Origin of the sequence: Comamonas koreensis, from assembly GCF_021026195.1 — a bacterium.
GTDB lineage: Bacteria > Pseudomonadota > Gammaproteobacteria > Burkholderiales > Burkholderiaceae_C > Comamonas > Comamonas koreensis.
The window spans coordinates 12,819-32,668 of record NZ_JAJNCT010000014.1 but is presented as its reverse complement, the minus strand read 5'-3'; the positions used below and the strand labels follow the sequence as shown (position 1 = coordinate 32,668).

18 protein-coding genes are annotated in these 19,850 nt (G+C 63.0%); 12 read left to right on the top strand and 6 right to left on the bottom strand.

All coding sequences use genetic code 11. The features are described 5' to 3' along the window. Window position 1: 1 nt before the first annotated feature. From LPW39_RS13415 to LPW39_RS13370, 10 genes are all read left to right on the top strand, one after another. Window positions 2-1,201: a muconate/chloromuconate family cycloisomerase gene (locus LPW39_RS13415; RefSeq protein WP_230775657.1), complete on the top strand. Its 1,200-nt coding sequence runs from the start codon at window positions 2-4 to the stop codon at window positions 1,199-1,201. Window positions 1,202-1,267: 66 nt separating this feature from the next. Then, window positions 1,268-2,203, top strand: a complete 936-nt coding sequence (catA, locus tag LPW39_RS13410) for a catechol 1,2-dioxygenase (protein WP_230775649.1) — start codon at window positions 1,268-1,270, stop codon at window positions 2,201-2,203. Window positions 2,204-2,331: 128 nt separating this feature from the next. After that, entirely contained in the window at window positions 2,332-3,696 is a 1,365-nt protein-coding gene (locus LPW39_RS13405) for a Rieske 2Fe-2S domain-containing protein (RefSeq protein WP_230775641.1), read from the top strand. Beyond that, window positions 3,693-4,202 (top strand): benzoate 1,2-dioxygenase small subunit, encoded by a 510-nt coding sequence (gene benB, locus LPW39_RS13400; RefSeq protein WP_230775632.1) that lies wholly within the window; start codon window positions 3,693-3,695, stop codon window positions 4,200-4,202. The genes LPW39_RS13405 and benB overlap by 4 nt, the downstream gene beginning before the upstream one ends. A 17-nt stretch (window positions 4,203-4,219) precedes the next feature. Next, entirely contained in the window at window positions 4,220-5,257 is a 1,038-nt protein-coding gene (gene benC, locus LPW39_RS13395) for a benzoate 1,2-dioxygenase electron transfer component BenC (RefSeq protein WP_230775630.1), read from the top strand. Beyond that, window positions 5,254-6,051, top strand: a complete 798-nt coding sequence (benD, locus tag LPW39_RS13390; protein ID WP_230775628.1) for a benzoate diol dehydrogenase BenD — start codon at window positions 5,254-5,256, stop codon at window positions 6,049-6,051. The genes benC and benD overlap by 4 nt, the downstream gene beginning before the upstream one ends. 99 nt (window positions 6,052-6,150) lie before the next feature. Then, window positions 6,151-6,567 (top strand): RidA family protein, encoded by a 417-nt coding sequence (locus LPW39_RS13385; protein WP_230775626.1) that lies wholly within the window; start codon window positions 6,151-6,153, stop codon window positions 6,565-6,567. Window positions 6,568-6,597: 30 nt separating this feature from the next. Beyond that, a complete protein-coding gene (locus LPW39_RS13380; protein WP_230775624.1) occupies window positions 6,598-7,947 on the top strand; it encodes an MFS transporter in 1,350 nt (449 codons plus the stop codon). Window positions 7,948-7,968: 21 nt separating this feature from the next. Next, a complete protein-coding gene (gene catC, locus LPW39_RS13375; protein ID WP_230775622.1) occupies window positions 7,969-8,247 on the top strand; it encodes a muconolactone Delta-isomerase in 279 nt (92 codons plus the stop codon). A gap of 18 nt (window positions 8,248-8,265) precedes the next feature. Beyond that, on the top strand, window positions 8,266-9,246 hold the full coding sequence (locus LPW39_RS13370; protein WP_230775620.1) for a tripartite tricarboxylate transporter substrate binding protein: 981 nt from the start codon (window positions 8,266-8,268) through the stop codon (window positions 9,244-9,246). Window positions 9,247-9,358: 112 nt separating this feature from the next. Here LPW39_RS13370 and LPW39_RS13365 read toward each other — a convergent pair whose 3' ends face one another. Continuing rightward, window positions 9,359-9,559: a hypothetical protein gene (locus tag LPW39_RS13365; RefSeq protein ID WP_230775618.1), complete on the bottom strand. Its 201-nt coding sequence runs from the start codon at window positions 9,557-9,559 to the stop codon at window positions 9,359-9,361. A 103-nt stretch (window positions 9,560-9,662) separates the two neighbouring features. Beyond that, complete coding sequence (locus LPW39_RS13360) at window positions 9,663-10,430, bottom strand: trypsin-like peptidase domain-containing protein (protein ID WP_230775610.1); 768 nt, start codon at window positions 10,428-10,430, stop codon at window positions 9,663-9,665. Window positions 10,431-10,951: 521 nt separating this feature from the next. On the opposite strand from LPW39_RS13360, the gene LPW39_RS13355 reads away from it, so the two are divergent. After that, window positions 10,952-11,176: a hypothetical protein gene (locus LPW39_RS13355; protein WP_230775608.1), complete on the top strand. Its 225-nt coding sequence runs from the start codon at window positions 10,952-10,954 to the stop codon at window positions 11,174-11,176. Between the two features lie 1,259 nt (window positions 11,177-12,435). On the opposite strand, the gene LPW39_RS13350 is transcribed toward LPW39_RS13355, so the two are convergent. Beyond that, window positions 12,436-13,338, bottom strand: a complete 903-nt coding sequence (locus LPW39_RS13350; protein WP_230775606.1) for a LysR family transcriptional regulator — start codon at window positions 13,336-13,338, stop codon at window positions 12,436-12,438. 96 nt (window positions 13,339-13,434) lie between these two features. Between LPW39_RS13350 and LPW39_RS13345 the strand changes: the two genes are divergently transcribed. After that, complete coding sequence (locus LPW39_RS13345) at window positions 13,435-14,418, top strand: NAD(P)H-binding protein (protein WP_230776009.1); 984 nt, start codon at window positions 13,435-13,437, stop codon at window positions 14,416-14,418. Window positions 14,419-14,714: 296 nt separating this feature from the next. Here the strand turns inward: LPW39_RS13345 and LPW39_RS13340 are convergent, their stop codons facing one another. From LPW39_RS13340 to LPW39_RS13330, 3 genes are read right to left on the bottom strand one after another with little or no spacing between them, the layout of a single operon-like run. Continuing rightward, window positions 14,715-16,514, bottom strand: a complete 1,800-nt coding sequence (locus tag LPW39_RS13340; RefSeq protein WP_330166615.1) for an acyl-CoA dehydrogenase — start codon at window positions 16,512-16,514, stop codon at window positions 14,715-14,717. Window position 16,515: 1 nt separating this feature from the next. Continuing rightward, window positions 16,516-17,700 carry an acetyl-CoA C-acyltransferase gene (locus LPW39_RS13335; protein ID WP_230775604.1) on the bottom strand — a complete coding sequence of 395 codons (1,185 nt, stop codon included), beginning with the start codon at window positions 17,698-17,700 and terminating at the stop codon, window positions 16,516-16,518. A gap of 42 nt (window positions 17,701-17,742) precedes the next feature. Beyond that, a complete protein-coding gene (locus LPW39_RS13330) occupies window positions 17,743-19,848 on the bottom strand; it encodes a 3-hydroxyacyl-CoA dehydrogenase NAD-binding domain-containing protein (protein ID WP_230775602.1) in 2,106 nt (701 codons plus the stop codon). Window positions 19,849-19,850: the final 2 nt, after the last annotated feature.

Sequence of the window (19,850 nt, the reverse complement as noted above, 5' to 3'; positions counted from 1 at the left end):
CATGCAAAACACACACCCACTCCAAGACAGCGCCCGACCTGCGGCATATACGGCAGCAGGCTGCGTTGTCGTCGAACAGGTGGAGACCTTGCTGGTCGATCTGCCCACCATCCGCCCCCACAAGCTGTCGATGGCCACGATGAATGGCCAGACCCTGATGCTGGTGCGCGTGCGCTGCTCCGATGGCACGGTGGGCATTGGCGAGGGCACCACCATTGGCGGCCTGGCCTATGGTGCCGAATCGCCCGAGGGCATGAAGTTGGCCATCGATACCTATTTTGTGCCGCAGATGGTGGGCGCCAACGCCAACCGCGTGCCCGCCTTGATGGCGCGGCTGAACCAGGCCATCCGCGACAACCGCTTTGCCAAGTGCGCGGTCGAGACGGCGCTGTTCGATGCGCTCGGCCAGCGCACCGGCCTGCCGGTGTCCGAGCTGCTGGGCGGCCGCCTGCGTGACCGCCTGCCTGTGGCCTGGACCCTGGCCTCGGGCGACACCGGCCGCGACATTGAAGAAGCCCAGCGCATGCTGGAGACGCGCCGCCACCAGATCTTCAAGCTCAAGATCGGCCGCAAGGCGGTGCGCGATGATGTGGCCCACGTGGCGGCCATCAAGAAGGCGCTGGGCGATCTGGCCTCGGTGCGGGTTGATGTGAACATGGCCTGGAGCGAGCTGGAAGCGCACCACGGTCTGGCCGGCCTGGTGGATGCGGGCTGCGAGCTGGCCGAGCAGCCGGTGGCCAGCGCCGATGTGCTGGCCCGCCTCAAAGGCCGCTATCCGATTGCGATCATGGCCGATGAATCGCTGACCGGCCCGGCCTCGGCACTGGCACTGGCGCGGGTTGCCGGCGCCGATGTGTTTGCGATCAAGACCGAGCAATCGGGCGGGCTGCAGGCTGCGCAGCAAGTGGCTGCCATTGCCGATGCGGCTGGCATCGAACTGTATGGCGGCACCATGCTCGAAGGCGGCGTGGGCACCATCGCCTCGGCCCATGCGTTCTCCACCTTCCGCGAGCTGCAATGGGGCACCGAGCTGTTTGGCTCGCTGCTGCTGACCGAAGAGATTCTGGCCACGCCGCTGGAGTACAAGGATTTCCACCTGACGGTGCCCACGGCACCGGGCCTGGGCATCACACTGGATGAAGACCGCGTGCGGCACTTCCGCAGGGACCGCAGTTGTGTGAGCGTGCCGGTGGCCGCCTGATGCGATAGACGGATAGCCGGATAGACAGATAGATTGACCCCAAGAATTTACGACAAGGAGACTACGATGAGCGCCCCTATCTTCAACACCCCCGACGTGCAGGATTTTCTGCGTCTGGCCAGCGGCCTCAACCAGGACGGTGGCAACCCGCGCACCAAGCAGATCATCCACCGCATCCTGTCCGACCTGTTCAAGGCCATTGAAGACCTGGACATCACCTCCGACGAATACTGGGCCGGCGTTGCCTACCTGAACCAGCTCGGCGCGCGCGGCGAGGCAGGCCTGCTGTCGCCCGGCCTGGGGCTGGACCGCTACTTTGACATGCGCATGGATGCCGAAGACGCCGCGCTGGGCGTGGCCAACGGCACGCCACGCACGATTGAAGGCCCGCTCTACGTGGCAGGCGCCCCCGTGGTGCAAGGCTATGGCCGCCTCGATGACGGCAGCGACACCGCTGGCCACACCCTCATCATGCACGGTACCGTCTACGGCGCCGATGGCCAGCCGCTGCCCGGTGCGCAGGTCGAGGTCTGGCATGCCAACACCAAGGGCTTCTACTCGCACTTTGACCCCACCGGCGAGCAAAAGCCGTTCAACATGCGCCGCACCATCATTGCCGATGCACAGGGCCGCTACAAATTCCAGAGCATCGTACCCATGGGCTACGGCTGCCCGCCTGATGGCCCCACCCAGGCCTTGCTCAACCAGCTGGGCCGCCATGGCAACCGCCCCGCGCACATCCACTTCTTCGTCACGGCCGATGGCCACCGCAAGCTCACCACGCAGATCAACATCGATGGCGACCCGCTGGTGTTTGACGACTTTGCCTACGCTACCCGCGAAGGCCTGGTGCCCCCGCTGACCGAGCGCAGCGATGAGGCCAGCATCCGCGCCCAGGGCCTGAGCGGGCCCTTTGCCGAGATCGTCTTCGACATCCGGCTCAGCGCGCTGGTCGGCGGTGTCGACAACCAGATCGTGGAACGCCCACGCCTGGCGGCCTGATCGCCTGACGCCCCACGGCAGGGGTGCCGAGCAGGCAGTGCCCCCGCCCCTACCCCATCCTCCCTCCCCCAGCCATTCGCGCCGCGATCCGCGTTGCGAGGCGGAGCAGTACCCCAGGAGACCTCACCATGACCACGATTGCCTCTACCGACCGCTTCGGCGCCGTCGAACAGCTGCTGGATACGGCACTGCAAGACGACAAGGACGCCGGCGTTTTCCGCTGCCGCCGCGACATCTTCACCAACCCCGAGCTGTTCGAGCTGGAGATGAAGTACCTGTTCGAATCGAACTGGGTCTACCTGGCACACGAGAGCCAGATCCCCGACAACAACGACTACTACACCACGTCGATCGGCCGCCAGCCCATCATCATCACCCGCGACAAGCAAGGCGAGCTGCATGCGGTGATCAATGCCTGCGCGCACAAGGGCGCCATGCTGTGCCGCAAAAAGCATGGCAACAAGGGCAGCTTCACCTGCCCCTTCCATGGCTGGACCTTCAGCAACGCCGGCAAGCTGCTCAAGGTCAAGGATGAGAAGACCACCGAGTACCCCATCACTTTCAACAAGAACGGCTCGCACGACCTGACCCGGGTGGCGCGCTTCCAGAACTACCGGGGCTTTCTGTTTGGCAGCCTCAACGCCGATGTGCAGCCGCTGGAAGACTACCTGGGCGAGACCCGGGTCATCATCGACCAGATCGTGGACCAGGCGCCCGAAGGCCTGGAAGTGCTGCGCGGCAACTCCAGCTACATCTATGACGGCAACTGGAAGATGCAGATGGAAAACGGCTGCGATGGCTACCACGTCAGCTCCGTGCACTGGAACTATGCCGCGACGATGAGCCGCCGCAATGCCGAAGGCACCAAGGCCACCGATGCCAACAACTGGAGCAAGTCGGTCGCCGGCGTCTATGGCTTCGAGAACGGCCACATCCTGCTGTGGACCAACACCTTGAACCCCGAGGTGCGCCCGATCTGGAACCAGCGCGAGGAACTCGCCCAGCGCGTGGGCCAGGAGCGCGCGGACTTCATCGTGCGCCAGACCCGCAACCTCTGCCTCTACCCCAATGTGTTCCTGATGGACCAGTTCGGCACCCAGATCCGCGTGGCCCGCCCCTTGAACGTGAACCAGACGGAGATCAGCATCTTCTGCTTTGGCCCCAAGGGCGAAAGCGCACAAGACCGCGCCACCCGCATCCGCCAGTACGAGGATTTCTTCAACGTCTCTGGCATGGGCACGGCCGATGACCTGGAAGAGTTCCGCGCCTGCCAGGCAGGCTATGCCGGCAGCGCAGTGCGCTGGAACGACATGAGCCGTGGCGCGCCGCTGTGGATCGAGGGCCCCGACGAGAACGCGAAGAAGATGGGCATGAGCCCCTTGCTCAGCGGTGAGCGCAGCGAGGACGAAGGCCTGTTTGTCTGCCAGCACGACTACTGGGCCAAGACCATGCGCAAGGCCGTGCAGCAAGAGCGCGCAGGAGCCCAGCCATGAGCACCGACAGCCACAGCAACACGGTCGACCACCGCGCCATCTGCGCCTTTCTGTACCGCGAGGCCCGCTACCTGGATGACCGCGAATGGGAGCCCTGGCTGGCGCTCTACGCGCCCGACGCCGAGTACTGGATGCCCGCCTGGGACGACGATGACCAGCTCACCGACGACCCGCACAGCCAGATCTCGCTGATCTACTACCCCAACCGCAATGGGCTGGAGGACCGGGTCTTCCGCATCAAGACCGAGCGCTCCAGCGCGTCGATGCCCGAGCCGCGCACCAACCACATGATCAGCAATGTGGAAGTGCTGGCCGAGCAGGCCGATACGGTGGAGCTGCGCTACAACTTTCACACGCTCAGCCACCGCTACAAGCAGACCGATCACTTCTTCGGCACGGTCTTTCTGACCCTGCGCAAAGTGGCTGACAGCTTCCTCATCGCCCGCAAGAAGATCGTCCTCAAGAACGACTACATCCGCCAGGTCATTGATGTCTACCACATCTGACACGCCAGGAGACCACCATGAACAGCTATCGCATTGCCCTGAACTTTGAGGACGGGGTCACCCGCTTTGTGGACTGCGGCGCCCACGAAAAAGTGCTGGACGCCGCCTTCCGCAACCGCATCAACCTGCCGATGGACTGCTCGGACGGCGTCTGCGGCACCTGCAAGTGCAAGGCCGAAAGCGGCACCTACGACCTGGGCGACGACTACATCGACGACGCGCTGACCGAAGACGAGGCCAGCCAAGGCCTGGTGCTGACCTGCCAGATGGTGCCGCAGTCCGACTGCGTGGTCGCCGTGCCGGTACCCTCGACCGCCTGCAAGACCGGCACCGGCAAGTTCAGCGCCACAGTCAGCGCAGTGCAGCCCTTTGGCGATGCCGCCTATGAGCTGGTGCTGGATGTGGCAGAGGCCGCACCCGCGTTTTTGCCCGGGCAGTACGTCAATATCGGCGTGCCGGGCAGCAGCCAGCACCGCTCCTACTCGTTCAGCTCCGCGCCTGGCGATGGCCGCATGAGCTTTCTGATCAAGCAGGTGCCCGGCGGCCTGATGAGCAGCTGGCTCCAGGGCGCCAGCCAGGGCGAGCCGCTGCAGATGACCGGGCCGCTGGGCAGCTTTTACCTGCGCGCAGTCACACGGCCGCTGCTGTTCTTGGCGGGCGGCACGGGCCTGGCGCCCTTCCTGTCGATGCTGGAGGTGCTGGCCCGCAACGGAGCAACCCAGCCCATCCACATGGTCTATGGCGTCACCCGCGATGCGGACCTGGTGCTGGTCGAACGCCTGCAGGCCTATGCGCTGCAGATCCCGGGCTTCACCTTCAGCACTTGCGTGGCCGATCCACAAACCGGGCATGAGCGCCAGGGCTATGTCACCCACCACCTGCCCGCCCAGGCGCTGCATGGCGGCAATGTCGATGTCTACCTCTGCGGCCCACCGCCCATGGTGGATGCGGTGCAAAAGCATTTCAAGGCCGAAGGCATAGTGCCCGCCAACATCCATTACGAGAAGTTCACGCCCACCCAGCCGGTGGCCGCCGTGGCGGAGGCCCTGGCATGAACGCGCCCCTGCAAGCCGCAAGCTACCAGCGCTTTGCTGGCAAGGTGATGGTGGTAACCGGTGCGGCCCAGGGCATTGGCCGGGGCGTGGCGCTGCGCGCCGTGGCCGAAGGCGCCAAGGTGCTGTTGGTCGACCGGGCCGACTTTATTGCCGAAGTGGCGGCCGAGGCGGGCAGCCCCAATGCCGCTGGCCTGGTGGCCGACCTGGAAACCTACGAAGGCGCGCAGGCCGCCATGACCCAGGCCGCGCAGCTGTTTGGCGGCATCGACATCCTCATCAACGGCGTGGGCGGCGCGATCCGCATGCGCCCTTTTGCCGAGTTCGAGCCCGCACAGATCGATGCGGAGATCCGCCGCTCGCTGATGCCCACCCTCTATGCCTGCCATGCCGTGCTGCCGCATCTGCTGGCACGCGGCGGCGGCACCATCGTCAATGTGTCGTCCAACGCCACGCGCGGTATTCGCCGGGTGCCTTACTCGGCCGCCAAAGGTGGCGTCAATGCCTTGACGCAATCGCTGGCGATGGAATACGCACCGCAGAACATCCGCGTCGTCGCCTCCGCCCCCGGCGGCACCCATGCGCCGCCCCGGCGGGTGCCGCGCAATGCTGCGGGCGACAGCCCACAGGAGCAGACCTGGATGCGCGAGGCCGTGCAGCAGGTGACCGAGTCCAACTACTTCAAGCGTTACGGCAGCCTCGATGACCAGGTCGGCCCGATCCTGTTTCTGGCCTCCGACGAGGCAGCCTACATCACCGGTGCGGTGCTGCCGGTAGCCGGTGGCGACAACGGCTGAGCGCAGCCCGCCGCCCTCCGCCCAACCCACTCTGAAAAAGAAAAACCGCGCCCGCACTGCACTGCAAGGCTGCAGCGATGCGCGGACCCAGGAGACACCATGACTGATCGCCAAGCCATTGTTCCGTCCGGCATGGAGGCGGTGTACGAGCAGATCGGCTACGCCCCGGCCATCCGGGTCGGTAACACCGTCTATGTATCCGGCCAGATCGGCCGCACACCCGACCTGCAGCTGGTCGAAGACCGCGAAGCCCAGATCACGCAGGCCTTTGCCAACCTGCAGCTGGTGCTGGAGGCCGCAGGCGCCAGCCTGGCCGATGTGGTCGATCTGACCAGCTTTCACACCGACATGCGCGACCTGCCCTTGTTCATGCAGGTGCGCAACCGCTTTTTGCACATCCACCCGCTTCCCGCCTGGACGGCGGTGGGCGCACACATGCTGGGCGGCGCGCCCGGCTACATCGTGGAGATCAAGGCCATTGCAGTGATACCGGCCCATGAAGCCAAACCGGGCTGAACAACCCAGCCCCTATAAAAGGAGACAGAGATGAAAACCTTGGACGTCAACCAGGTCATAGACAACGCCCGCTTTACGCGCTTCCACTGGATGGTCACCCTGCTATGCGGCTTGCTGCTGGTGTTTGATGGCTATGACCTGTTCATCTACGGCGCCGTGCTGCCGGTGCTGATGAAGGAGTGGAGCCTCTCGCCGGTGCAGGCCGGCGCCCTGGGCAGCTATGCGCTGTTCGGCATGATGTTCGGCGCCTTCATCTTTGGCCCGCTGGCCGACCGCATCGGCCGCAAAAAGGGCGTGGCCATCAGCTTTGTGCTGTTCAGCATCGCCACCTTCATGAGCGGCTTCGCCACCTCGCCCACCGAGTTTGGCATCTTCCGCTTTATCGCCGGCCTGGGCTGCGGCGGCCTGATGCCCAATGCCGTGGCCTTGATCAACGAATACGCGCCCAAGCGCGCCCGCAGCACCCTGGTGGCGCTGATGTTCAGCGGCTATTCGCTGGGCGGCGTGCTCTGCGCGGGCCTGGGCATCTACATGCTGCCGCGCTTTGGCTGGCAGTCCATGTTCTTGGCCGCAGCCCTGCCGCTGGTGCTGCTGCCGCTGATCTTGTGGAAGCTGCCCGAGTCGGTAGGCTTTTTGCTGCGCCAGGGCCAGCAGGCCAAGGCGCGGCAGATGCTGTCGCAGGTAGCGCCCGATGTGGCCATGGGCAGCGAGGTGCAGCTGCTGCAGACCGATGCCAAGGGCGCAGGCGTGCCCATGCTCGATCTGTTCCTCAAGGGCCGCGCAATGGGCACCTTCATGATCTGGCTGTCCTTCTTCTGCTGCCTGCTGATGGTGTATGCGCTGGGCTCCTGGCTGCCCAAGCTGATGGCCACGGCCGGCTACAGCCTGGGATCGAGCCTGTCGTTCCTGCTGATGCTGAACTTTGGCGGCGTCGTCGGCGCCATTGCCGGCGGCTGGCTGGGTGACCGCTTCAGCCTGCCCAGGGTGGTGCTGGCCTTCTTTGCGCTGGGCACCGTGGCCATCGCGCTGCTGGGCTTCAACAGCCCCATGCCGGTGCTCTACCTACTGATCGCCATTGCCGGCGCCACCACCATCGGCACCCAGATCCTGCTGTATGCCAACACCGCCCAGTTCTACCCGCAGACCATCCGCTCCACCGGGCTGGGCTGGGCCTCGGGTGTCGGGCGCACCGGCGCCATTGTGGGCCCGCTGCTGGGCGGCTGGCTGATGGCCGCAGCGCTGCCGCTGCAGATGAACTTCCTCGTGTTTGCCGTACCGGGCCTGGTGGCGGCGCTCGCGATCGGCTTCTTCATCCTTTACTACCGTGACAAGCAAGAGGCGCCCCAGGTCGTCGTTGCTGCCGTGCGCCCCGCCGTTTGATCGCTCCCTAGGAAAAAACCCATGCTCTATCTCGTTCATATGGTTGTCAACATCCCCGCCAGCGTGCCCGCCGAAGAGGCCACGCGCATCAAGGCTGCGGAAAAAGCCTATTCGCAGCAACTGCAGGAATCCGGACAATGGCCGCACCTGTGGCGCGTGGTGGGCGAGTACGCCAACTACAGCGTCTTTGATGTGGCCAGCAATGACGAGCTGCACAGCACGCTGAGCCAGCTGCCGCTGTTCCCCTACATGCAGATAACAGTGACGCCTTTGGCCAAGCACCCCTCCTCCATCCGATAAGCAGACAGGCACATGCAGATGACGATGCAACGCAGAACCCTGGCCCTGCTGCTGGCAGCCCTGGCGCTGCCAGGCGCCGCGATGGCGCAACCCGCTGCCGCCTGGCCGGCCAAGCCCATCAAATGGGTGGTGCCCTTTCCGCCGGGTGGCGCGATGGATGTGATTGCCCGGACGTTGGGCGATCGCGCCGCGCGCGAGCTGGGCCAGCCTTTTGTGGTCGAGAACCGGCCCGGCGCCGGTGGCAATATTGGCGCCGACTATGTCGCCAAGCAGCCTGCTGATGGCTACACGATCATGATCACCTCAATCGGCATGGCCACCAACCCGGCGCTGTACGCCAAGCTGGCCTACGACCCGATCAAGGACTTTGCGCCCATCAGCCTGCTGGCGGTGGTGCCCAATGTGCTGGTGGTGAATGCTGCGCGCAACCCCGACAGATCGGTGCAGGATGTGTTGGCCCATGCGCGCCGCAGCCCCGGCAAACTGAGCTATGCCTCCGCTGGCAACGGCACCTCCATCCATCTGGCCGGTGAGGTGTTTGCCTCCACCGCCGGGGTGGAGCTGATGCATGTGCCCTACAAAGGCAGCGGCCCGGCCATTACCGACATGCTGGGCGGCCAGGTCGATCTGATGTTTGACAGCATCACCTCGGCGCGGCCCCATATCCAGTCGGGCAAGCTGCGCGCGCTGGGCGTAACCACGGCCAAGCGCTCCTCCGCACTGCCCGACGTGCCCACGATTGCCGAAGCTGGCCTGCCCGGCTACGAGGTATCGCCCTGGTTCGCGGTGTTTACACCCGCCGGCACACCGCCCCAGGTGGTGGCCCGGCTCAACCAGGTGCTCAACGGCGCGATGCAGCAGCCTGAGACCCTCAAAAAGCTCGAAAGCGTAGGCGCCGAACCCATTGGCAGCACGCCCCAGGCACTGGCCACGCACCTGCAGCAGGAGCTGGCGCGCTGGGGCAAGCTGATCAAAGAACGCGGCATCCACCTGGATTGATGCCGCAGCCTGGCAACGGATAACAAGGGCCTGCCCCCATGAAACTCAACGACACCCGCAGCCACGCCGAGCAGGCCATTGGTGCCGTGCTGCCTCAGCGCAGGCACGATCGTCACGGTCTCTTGGCCGCCAATGCCCCTGTGCGGCCACGGTAGTCCAGATCCTTGGCGGAGTAGATCTCACGATCGCGCCAATCCATCTGAATGGGTCCCGCGTGGTCCAGCGGGTAGGTTATACGCTCCTGCGCACGTTTGAGTTCCCATTGTTGTTGCGGCACGGTGCGATGCACGGTGCTTTGTTTGGCTTTGGTCATAAGAAATCTTTTTCCATCAGGCAGGCAACCGGCTCGGCCGGTGCCGCCACAGAGCCCGACAAGGGCAAGGGATTGCGTAACGCTTGCTGCAGGCCGGTGGCCACTACGAAGCGGTAAGCACGAGCAAAATGTCCGCGTACCAAGCGCAATTCAAGCCGAGCGACTCGTCTTCGATCACATCGCGCGTTCGCATGTCCATTCGGGTGGAATGCACGCCCAGCAACTGCCAGGCACGCAATGGGCGACCGCTGGAGACCATGCGCCGACGCCGCAGCACCGGTGAGCCGCTGCTACCTCGGTGCGTTCTGGCATCCGTCAAAAAGTAGCCTTGCCGCTGGAAACGTACGCCGTAGGCAGACGCTATGGAAGCGCCACGCGCCACGGCCAGATAATGGACAGTGTCGTGGAACCCCAGGGGAAAGCCAACGATGGACAGGCCATCTCCTATGGCCACATCGTCATCGGCTGCTTCTAGATGCGATACGTCAAAAGCTCGCAACAGGGTCTGCTCCGGCAGCCGATCAAGCGAGATCTCTATGACAGTTATATCCACCAATCCTGCCGTGTCCATCGCCTTTCGCCAAAGTGCGACCCCACCGGCAAACAAGGGAATCGAAAAAATGGCAATCTTGCTGAGGTCTTCAGCAGACGTATGCAGCGCGATTTCGATGCGATCAGGAAAATGGCCGCTTGGCTCATCATGCAGGACATGCAGGTTCGTCACCAAGAACAATTGAGCGTCACGGCGGAAGAAAAAACCGGACGCATTGGTGAGGTGCTGAACGCCGGTGTAAGTACGTATATGCGCCGTAGCAAGAAGCACTTCCTCCAGTGCATGCGGCGCATCGGGGATTGCGGTAGACCAGTCCACATCAGCCTTCATTGGTGTCCGAGGTGACGCGAACCCCTGCACAGCTGGATACGTTCAAATTCACATGCGGATTTTTATCGGTTTTTTGTCGAGCCAAAGTCTTTTCACCGATGAAAAACATCGCTTTGACCGTTTTCCAGAAGGTGGGGCTAGAGATGGGGATAGGATTCGCTGACAGATAGGCTCCTGGTTTCAGATGACGAAATAGAACGGCTCACGCAGCCCCACACTACTCCTTTTAATAACCTTAAACCGTGCCCGCCAAAAAAGGCTGAAGATTTGCCGCATGGCACGTTTTAGCGATTCATGCGCGTATCAGCCATCTTTGTGCTATCCTGAATTTCCGATCAGGGCATGCTTGCCCCTTGATCCGTCAATGCTCCAGGCCATAAAGCCCTGCGACACACCATCCTAGGCAAGCTTCCCAAGCCACAATAAATCCCTAGGGTTGGCATCTCCCCTTTCTGCATTTATTTCTGGCACACAACGCTCCACCGTTTAAGCGCGTGGAGCGCGCGCTCATGTTCCATTTTGTCAAAGATACCAAAAAGATTTCCCGTTATTTCATCTCCCCAGGCGTCTGCGAACAACCCGATGGCAAATTCCAGTCTGCCGTCTCGTTGAAGTCTGGACAGGGTTCGATAGCCCAGGACACCATTTATATTTTCTCCAGCGTATTCGAGACGGCCAAAGAGGCCGTCGATCACGCGCGCCTGCAAGGAATTAATCTAGCACATTCGAAATAGCCAAATCAAGGCCTTTCGTCCAGGGCAAGAATGGTCCACTGATAATTTAGCATACCTATTCGGCTTCAAGGATCACTGCAAATGCAAATAGCGCCATGGCCTGATTACAATGGCAAGGTTATCACTGAGGGAGACCTACTATGCCATCCCTCCGGGGAAATTGGCCGAGTCATCTACATTGCCAACAATCCAGACGTTCAAGACCAATGGAAAGTGGATTATGGCGATAATACCCCATCTCGATTGTGCGACCAAGTGGGAATTAAAGGACAGGCTACAGTTTTAAGGAGCGCTGGCTCGTAAACCTGTTGCAGAGGTTTTAAAACTACACCGCATTCAACCCTCCCCAAGAGTTGGTAGTGACCAAGCCGACATAATGACTTTTAAAAAGCTACTTGCGATATTATCATTGTGCGCAGCATGCTACCTTATTTTTCGATCGATATGGCGCAAGCATTTTCACAACTCCAAACTACCATTGCGTAGAAAAAATGACACCGAATTCGAGGAGCTAACTGCAAAAATGCATTGGGGTCAAGGGGGGAAAGTACAGGTTGAGTTAAGGCCACCTCCCGCAAAATATTTATCCCATGCATCGTATTTGAGGAGAGACATCCTCTGCAACTCAGTCGACAGAGACTGCATCGCCTATCTTGTCCCCGAAAATGCGCCAGGCATACAAGGAGGTGAAGTCGCCGTGATCATAGATGGAATTCGTATAGGTCATCTATCCAAGAGAGATTTCATCCCTTTCAATGCAATGCTCATTGAAGCAGGCTTGCACTCTGCGGTAACATCATGCGATGCCTACATTATTTACGGAAAAGCTGGCTCAGCTCACCAAAATAAAATCTACTCTGCTACATTGAATGTGGACTGGTTCAATAAGCAGAATATATAAGAGTTACCCATAACGATCCGGGAACAGATCGCTTCATCGTAAAAACCTTGACCGATGACACCCACGAATTGGAAGCTTCACTTCAAGCACTGAAGCAGCGCTTCAAGATCAGGATTGAGTACATGAAAGTTCAGGGGCCCTCGGCAGTGCGGCCTCGTCTGATGAGCGCGGATTGATTTTGCTTAGCGATAGTCTGCGGCCGTGGGTTCAGTTGAAGAGTCAGTGGTACCAGATCCTTGAGGTCGTAATTCAAGCCGTCCTTCGAATGGCAACGACTGTGTTGATTCACCGCTCATCTCAATCTGCTGCTTGCGCCATTGGCAAACGACCGCACCTTGCCATGCGCTATATCGGCCTACTAAGAAGCCATGTAGCTCTTTAGCCCCGTCAACAGCGCATCAAACGTCACCTTGCAACTCGGGTTGTTGCGCAGATCTTCGTGCATGGTGATCCAAGTCTCCAGGCTAAGCGGTATGTTTCCCGGCAATATGTTCACCAGATTGGGGTCGCGAGCTGCCAGATTCACTTGGCACACGCCTATACCGTAGCCTGCTCGGATCAGCGCCATCTGCGCCATATCGTTATCGGTGCGCAGCGCAAAGTTCTCCCGGCTCCAGATTGGGAATGCTTTGCGCGCGGCACGAACAAACGGCGTCTCTTCATCAAAGCCAATCAGCGCATGCTGCGCCAGATCGGCCAGCGAGGCAGGAGTGCCGTGCTTTTTCAGATAACGCTTATGCGCATGCAGGCCAAGTGGTATCACCCCCACGCGCCGCGCAATCAATTGCTCCTGGCGGGGTTGTGTCATGCGTACAGCGATGTCGGCCTCACGCTGCAGTAAGTCCTGCACGCGGCTGGTCAGCACCAGTTCCACCGTCAGGTCGGGATAGGTGTCCTGCAGTTGTGCCAGGAGCGGTGGCAACACCTCTTGACCTATCACTTCACTGGCCGTCACCCGCACCGTACCCTGGATGCCCGAGCTTTGACTTTTGGCCGCACGTTGTAACGCAGCGGCCGCCCGTTGCATGGCCTGGGCCAAGGGCTGCAGGGCCAGCGCCGCCTCGGTGGGCAGCAGCCCCGTTTGCGAACGGGTAAATAGCGTCACGCCCAGCGCCTTTTCCAGCGAGACCACATGCCGTCCCACGGTCGGCTGTGCCATTCCCATGGCGCGCGCCGCAGCGGACAGTGAACCCGCGTCCATCACGCCCAAGAAAGAACGGTACAGCTCCCAGCCGATCTCAGTGGTGTTGTCGATAGTCATACAAAAATGTATAGCGTCTATCACATGTTAGTCAATTGCTTAATAGCAGGGCTCGCCCGAAACTCCCAGCATCGCAACAGGTTCAGGAGTATTGAAATGGCAAGCAACATGGCCTTGGTTCTAGGCGCCACTGGCGGTATCGGTGGTGAAGTAGCCCGGCAACTACGCGATGCAGGCTGGACAGTGCGCGCATTGCGCCGCAGCGCTGAGCAGCACATTGAGCAGCGCGACGGCATGGTGTGGGTACGCGGCGATGCGATGCGCTTGGACAACGTGCTGGCCGCTGCCAAAGGCTGCTCCGTCATCGTCCACGCCGTCAACCCTCCCGGCTACCTTCGCTGGGGTGAGTTGGTACTGCCCATGCTGGACAACACCATCGCCGCCGCACAGGCAAACTGCGCCACCATCGTGCTGCCGGGCACCGTCTACAACTATGGCCCCAGCGCCTTTCCCACCTTAGGTGAGGATTCACCGCAACAGCCCGTCACCCGCAAGGGAGCCATCCGTGTCGAGATGGAGCGGCGCCTGCAGCAGGCCAGCAGCGGAAGTTGCAAGGTGGTTGTGGTGCGCGCGGGGGATTTCTTCGGACCCAAGCCAGGCAATAGCTGGTTCTCACAGGGCATGCTAAAGCCGGGCCGCCCCGTCAAGGCCATCAGCGTTCCCAACGCACCTGGCGTGGGACATCAATGGTCTTACCTGCCTGACGTTGCCCGCACGATGGTGGAGCTGGCGGAACGGCGCGACACGCTGGCACCCTTTGCCAGCTTCCACATGGCCGGCCATTGGGATGCCGACGGCACCCAGCTGGCCGAAGCAATTTGCCGCGTCGTCGTCAAGCGCGGCGGAGTCCGGCCTAAGGTAAGAGCTTTCCCTTGGTGGCTTACCGCGCTTGCCGCTACCTTTGTACCAACACTGCATGAGCTGCGTGAGATGCGCTATTTGTGGACCACCCGGGTAGAGATGAACAACGCCAAGCTGGTCGCAACGCTCGGGCATGAACCGCATACGCCGCTGGATGACGCTGTGGAGGCTGCCTTGGAAGGTATGGGTTGCCTGCCGGCAAAGCCTGGGAGCAAATGAAGCACCGTCAAACGGTCTTCATCGCAGCGGTGCCTACGGGATGCGATTGAGCGGTCTCCACGCGGGAGTGCTGTGACTGACCTATTCTGTGAAGATCCTCTGCAAAACCCTCGCCCAATGGGATGGACGCGGATCCCCCAAGCCCGGGTTCAGACCACGGCAGGGATTTTTGCATAGGGTCCTAGAGCGGTTTGCAGAAGCAACCCGAGCCATTCCTCATCAACGCGCCCTTTGGCATCTCCCGCCCCCTCAAAACCCCCTCCCATCCACCTCCAAAAACAGCCCCTCCCCCGCCATCACCGGCGCCAGCCAGGCCTGCACCAGCGGCAGCTCGTACGCGTAAAATAGCGCGCGCAATCGAGCTTGCCCTGCAAAAAGGCCAGCTGCCCGGCATCGGCAGCTGGCATGCTTGCATGCGCTTTGACAGCGACATCCAGCCACAGCCAGGCCAAGGTGACATGGCCGAAGGCCGTCATATAGGCGGTGGCGTTGGCGAGGGCCAGTTGGGCGTTGCCGCTGGACCAGGCGGCATCGGTGGCGGCTTGCAGAGTTTCGGTGGCGGTGGCCAGGCGGTCGGCCCAGGGGGCGCATGCGGGGACCGTTCTGGCAGCGGCGGCGGTTTGTGCAATCTCGGCGTGCAGCAAGGCCCAGGCGGCGCCGCCGTCCATGCGCAGTTTGCGGCCTAGCAGGTCGAGGGCCTGGATGCCGTGGGTGCCTTCATGGATCATGTTGAGCCGGTTGTCGCGCCAGTGCTGCTCTACCGCGTAGTCGCGCGTGTAGCCATAGCCGCCCAGCACCTGGATGGCGAGGCTGTTGCCCTCCTGGCACCACTGGCTGGGCCAGCTCTTGGCGATGGGGGTGAGCACCTGCAGCAGCAACTGGGCGGCATCGGCCTGCTGCGGCGCGCCGGCGCGCTGGGTGTCGACCAGCCTGGCGCAGTACAGCTGCAGCGCCAGCGCCCCTTCGGCATAGCTTTTTTGCGCCAGCAGCATGCGTTTGACATCGGCATGCTCGGCAATCGGCACCTGGGGCTGCTGCGCGTTCTTCAGCACCTTCTGGCCGGCAGCCACCGGGCGGCCCTGGGGGCGCTGGCGGGCATAGTCGCGTGATTGCAGGTAGCCGGCGTAGCCCAGCATCGTGGCGCCCAGGCCCACCTGGATGCGGGCCTCGTTCATCATGTGGAACATGCACTGCAGGCCCGCGCCCAGCGCGCCCACGCGGTAGCCTATGGCCCCGCCCTGCTCGCCATAGTGCAGCAAGGTGTTGACGGTGCCCCGGTAGCCGAGCTTGTGGTTCAGCCCGGCCAGTGCAATGTCGTTGCGCTCGCCGGTCACCCGGCCTTCGGTATCGACCAAAACCTTGGGCACGATGAACAGCGAGATGCCGCCCACGCCTGCGGGCAGTTGGCCGCTGTCGTCTGGCACCTTGGCCAGCACCAGGTGGACGATGTTCTCGCCCATCGCATGCTCGCCGCCAGAGATCCACATCTTGCGGCCTGTCAGCCGGTAGCGCGGGCCCAGTGAGTCGTCGGCATAATCACCACCATCGGGCACGGCACGCGTCGTGATGTCCGACAGGCTGGAGCCGGCCTGCGGCTCGCTGAGGTTCATCGTGCCAAAAAAGCGGCCTTGCAGCTGGGGCAGCGCAAAGGCCTTTTGCTGTGCCGGCGTGCCATGGGCCATCAGCAGGCCGGCATTGGCTGCTGTCAGCATCGAATAGGCCTTGAGGGCAATGCTGGCGGCCGAGACCATGCTGTTGGCCGCCATATCGACCACGCAGGGCAGCTGCATGCCGCCTACCTCGTAGTCGTGCGATGCCGCCAGCATGCCCGATTCGGCATAGGCGGCGCATGCCGCCGGAGTGCAGTCGGGCAGGTGCAGGTGCTGGCCGTCAAAATGCGGCTCCTGCTGGTCGACCAGGCGGTTGAAGGGCTCAAACTTGTCGGCGGCCAGGCGCTCGCACATGTCCAGCACAGCGCCATAGGTCTGGCGGTCGTGGCCGGCATAGCGTGCATGGCGGCTGAGCGCTTCTACCTCTAGCCAGTCGTAGAGCAAGAAATCCAGGGTCTGGCGGATGCTGGCGTAGTCGAGTTGCATCTCACGCAACCTCAAACAACGCAGCAGCCCCCATCCCACCGCCCACGCACATGGTGGCCACCACATAGCGCACACCCCGGCGCTGGCCTTCCAGCAAGGCGTGGCTGGCGATGCGGGCGCCCGTCATGCCATAGGGGTGGCCGATGGAGATGCCGCCGCCGTTGACATTGAAGCGCTCAGGATCGATGCCCAGCTGGTCGCGGCAGTACAGTGCCTGGCAGGCAAAGGCCTCGTTCAGCTCCCACAGGCCAATGTCCTGCACGCCCAGCCCGTGCTGGGCCAGCAGCTTGGGGATCGCATAGATGGGGCCGATGCCCATCTCTTCCGGTGCGCATCCTGCTACCGCCATGCCCCGGTAAATGCCCAGCACCTCCAGGCCCCGGCGCTCGGCCAGCGCCGAATCCATGACCACGCAGGCCGAGGCGCCATCCGACAGCTGGCTGGCATTGCCGGCGGTGATGACGCCGCCCTCGATCACCGGCTTGAGGGCGGCCAGCCCTTCCAGGCTGGTGTCGGGGCGGTTGCCTTCGTCGCGGGCCAGGGTCACGTCCTGCAGGCTGACTTCCTTGGTGAGCTTGTCGGTCACCGCCATCTGGGTGCTGAAGGGCACGATCTCGCGGTCGAACAGGCCGGCGGCCTGGGCGCGCGCGGTGCGCAGCTGCGACTCCAGCGCATAGGCATCCTGGGCCTCGCGGCTGATGCGGTACTTACGCGCCACATGCTCGGCCGTTTGCAGCATCGGCATATAGGCATGGGCTGCATGGGCGATAACGGCTGGGTCGCGCTCGCGGCTGGCCCATTCCATATAGGGGGTTTGCACGGCCGTGATGTTGTCGCAGCCGCCCGCCACCACCACCTGCATGCCATCGACCAGCACCTGCTTGGCTGCGGTGGCAATCGCCATCAGGCCCGACGCGCATTGCCGGTCTATCGTCTGCCCGGCCACGCTCATCGGCAGGCCTGCGGCCAGCAAGGCATTGCGTGCCAGGTTCATGCCGGCCGTGCCCGCCGTCAGCACGCAGCCGACCACGACATCGTCCACCTCCGCCGGGTCCACCCCGGCGCGCGCCACCGCGTGCTGGATAGTGTGGCCCATCATGTGGGGCGAGCGGGTGTGGTTGAGCGAGCCCTTGTAGGCCCGGCCGATGCCCGTGCGGGCGGTGGAAACAATGACGGCGTCTTTCATGGCGGTGCTCTCAGATGTTGATGGGTTTCGGTCTTCGTGCCTTCAGGCGGCTTGCAGGCTGTCAAAGCCCTGGCGCTGTGCGGCCAGCCGCTGCAGCAGCGGCGATACCGTCCAGTAGCCATAGCGGTTGCCGCGCGTTGTGGCCTGGTGCTCCAGCCGCTCCACGATCTGCGCCAGGCCAATCTCCTCGGCCATGAACATGGGCCCACCCCGAAAATCCGGAAAGCCATAGCCGGCCGCCCAGACCACATCGATATCGCTGGCGCGGTAGGCAATGCCCTCGTCCAGAATCTTGCAGCCCTCGTTGACCATGCTGTACAGAAGGCGCTCCACGATCTCCTGCGCCGCAATATCACTGCGCTGGGCAATGCCATGCGCCTGCGCCAGCTCGGCCGCAATGCGGCCGGCCTCAGGGTCGGGCAGCGCTTGGCGGCCCTCGTAGCGGTAGTAGCCCAGGCCGCTTTTTTGGCCAAAGCGGCCCAGTTCAAACATCTTGCGCACCACTGCGCGGTAGCTGGCATCGGGCGGCAGGCCGCCGGCCTTGTCGCATTCGATGACCGTCTTGGCGCCCACATCGAGCCCGGCCATGTCCAGCATGCGGCAAGGGCCCATCGCCAGGCCCAGCGCCTGCACCGCCTCGTCAATCTGTGCGGGGCTTGCGCCTTCCATCAGCAAGAACTCGGCCTCGCGCAGGTAGACCTCGGCCATGCGGTTGCCAATAAAGCCAAAGCAGACGCCTGATACCACCGGCGTCTTGCCGATCTTGCCGGCCAGGTCGATGACGGTCTTGAGTACCTGCGGGGCGGTTTGCGCGCCGCGCACCACCTCCAGCAAACGCATGATGTTGGCCGGGCTGAAGAAGTGCATGCCCACCACATCGGTAGGCCGTCCTGTAGCTTGAGCCAGCGCATCCACATCCAGGGTCGAGGTATTGCTGGCGATGATGGCGCCGGGTTTGCAGACCTCGCCCAAACGGCGGCAGACCTGCAGTTTCAGGGCCATGTCTTCAAACACCGCCTCGATCACCAGGTCGCAGGGCGCCAGCGCCTGGTCGTCCAGTGAGGTAGTCAGCAAGGCCAGGCGCGCACTGGCCTGTTCGGCAGCCATGCGGCCCTTGGCCACCTGGGCTTCGTAGGTCGAGCGAATCAGCTGCAGCCCGCGCTCCAGCCCGGCAGCTGCGGCATCCACCAGCACGGTGCGGATGCCGGCATTCAAAAAGCACATCGCAATGCCGCTGCCCATGGTGCCGGCCCCCAGAATGCCCACCTGCTCGATCTTGCCGGCCGGCACCTGCCGCTCCAGACCCGGAATCTGCCGGCTGCGGCGTTGTGCAAAAAACAGATGGCGCAGTGCGCGCGACTGCGCCGATGGCAGCAAGCGTTTGAAGGCATCCGCCTCAGCGCGGGCGCCGCTGGCAAAGTCAGCCGTCAGCGCCTGCTGCACGCACTGCACAATGGCCTCCTTGGCGGGGTACTGCGGGCTCTTGCGCGCAGCCTCCAGCGCTGATGCAATGGCCTGGCTGTGCTCCCCGGGCGGGGCAGTTTGCGCGCTCAGGCGGCGCAGCTGGCCGCCTTTGGCCAGCAGCTGGCGGCCAAAGGCCAGGCCCAACGCCAGCGGCTCGCCCTCTTCCACCGCATCGACGATGCCGCTGGCCAGCGCCTCTTGCGCGGGCACCGGGCGGCCGCTCAGCATCAGGTCCAGCGCCAGCGTTGCGCCCACCAGGCGCGGCAGGCGCTGGGTGCCGCCTGCGCCGGGCAGAATGCCCAGCTTCACCTCGGGCAGGCCCAGCCTGGTGCCCTGTTGTGCCACGCGGTAGTGGCAGGCCAGGGCCAGCTCCATGCCGGCGCCCAGCACCGTGCCATGCAAGGCCACCACCACAGGGCGCGTCTGGGCCTCGATGCGGTTGAGCAGCGCATTGATGGCCTCGGCAGAAAAGGCCGGGTTGTTGAACTCGGCAATGTCCGCGCCCGCCACAAAAGACTGGCCCTCGCAATAGATCAGCAGCAGCGGCAGCGAGGCATCGGCCTCAAACTGCGCCAGCGCGGCGCTCAGCCCCGTCAGCAGGCTGTGCGAGAACAGGTTCAATGGCGGGTGGGAGATGCAGATACGGCCTATCCCGTCTGCGCTGTGAAAGGTGACGTTGCTCATGG

Bases quoted from the DNA above. Each gene is read 5' to 3' on its own strand.
- LPW39_RS13335 (WP_230775604.1), bottom strand. From the start codon at position 17,700: ATGAAAGACGCCGTCATTGTTTCCACCGCCCGCACGGGCATCGGCCGG.
- catA (WP_230775649.1), top strand. From the start codon at position 1,268: ATGAGCGCCCCTATCTTCAACACCCCCGACGTGCAGGATTTTCTGCGT.
- benC (WP_230775630.1), top strand. From the start codon at position 4,220: ATGAACAGCTATCGCATTGCCCTGAACTTTGAGGACGGGGTCACCCGC.
- LPW39_RS13355 (WP_230775608.1), top strand. From the start codon at position 10,952: ATGTTCCATTTTGTCAAAGATACCAAAAAGATTTCCCGTTATTTCATC.
- LPW39_RS13370 (WP_230775620.1), top strand. From the start codon at position 8,266: ATGACGATGCAACGCAGAACCCTGGCCCTGCTGCTGGCAGCCCTGGCG.
- LPW39_RS13380 (WP_230775624.1), top strand. From the start codon at position 6,598: ATGAAAACCTTGGACGTCAACCAGGTCATAGACAACGCCCGCTTTACG.
- LPW39_RS13340 (WP_330166615.1), bottom strand. From the start codon at position 16,514: ATGCAACTCGACTACGCCAGCATCCGCCAGACCCTGGATTTCTTGCTC.
- LPW39_RS13385 (WP_230775626.1), top strand. From the start codon at position 6,151: ATGACTGATCGCCAAGCCATTGTTCCGTCCGGCATGGAGGCGGTGTAC.
- benB (WP_230775632.1), top strand. From the start codon at position 3,693: ATGAGCACCGACAGCCACAGCAACACGGTCGACCACCGCGCCATCTGC.
- benD (WP_230775628.1), top strand. From the start codon at position 5,254: ATGAACGCGCCCCTGCAAGCCGCAAGCTACCAGCGCTTTGCTGGCAAG.
- LPW39_RS13415 (WP_230775657.1), top strand. From the start codon at position 2: ATGCAAAACACACACCCACTCCAAGACAGCGCCCGACCTGCGGCATAT.
- LPW39_RS13365 (WP_230775618.1), bottom strand. From the start codon at position 9,559: ATGACCAAAGCCAAACAAAGCACCGTGCATCGCACCGTGCCGCAACAA.
- LPW39_RS13350 (WP_230775606.1), bottom strand. From the start codon at position 13,338: ATGACTATCGACAACACCACTGAGATCGGCTGGGAGCTGTACCGTTCT.
- LPW39_RS13345 (WP_230776009.1), top strand. From the start codon at position 13,435: ATGGCAAGCAACATGGCCTTGGTTCTAGGCGCCACTGGCGGTATCGGT.
- catC (WP_230775622.1), top strand. From the start codon at position 7,969: ATGCTCTATCTCGTTCATATGGTTGTCAACATCCCCGCCAGCGTGCCC.
- LPW39_RS13405 (WP_230775641.1), top strand. From the start codon at position 2,332: ATGACCACGATTGCCTCTACCGACCGCTTCGGCGCCGTCGAACAGCTG.
- LPW39_RS13330 (WP_230775602.1), bottom strand. From the start codon at position 19,848: ATGAGCAACGTCACCTTTCACAGCGCAGACGGGATAGGCCGTATCTGC.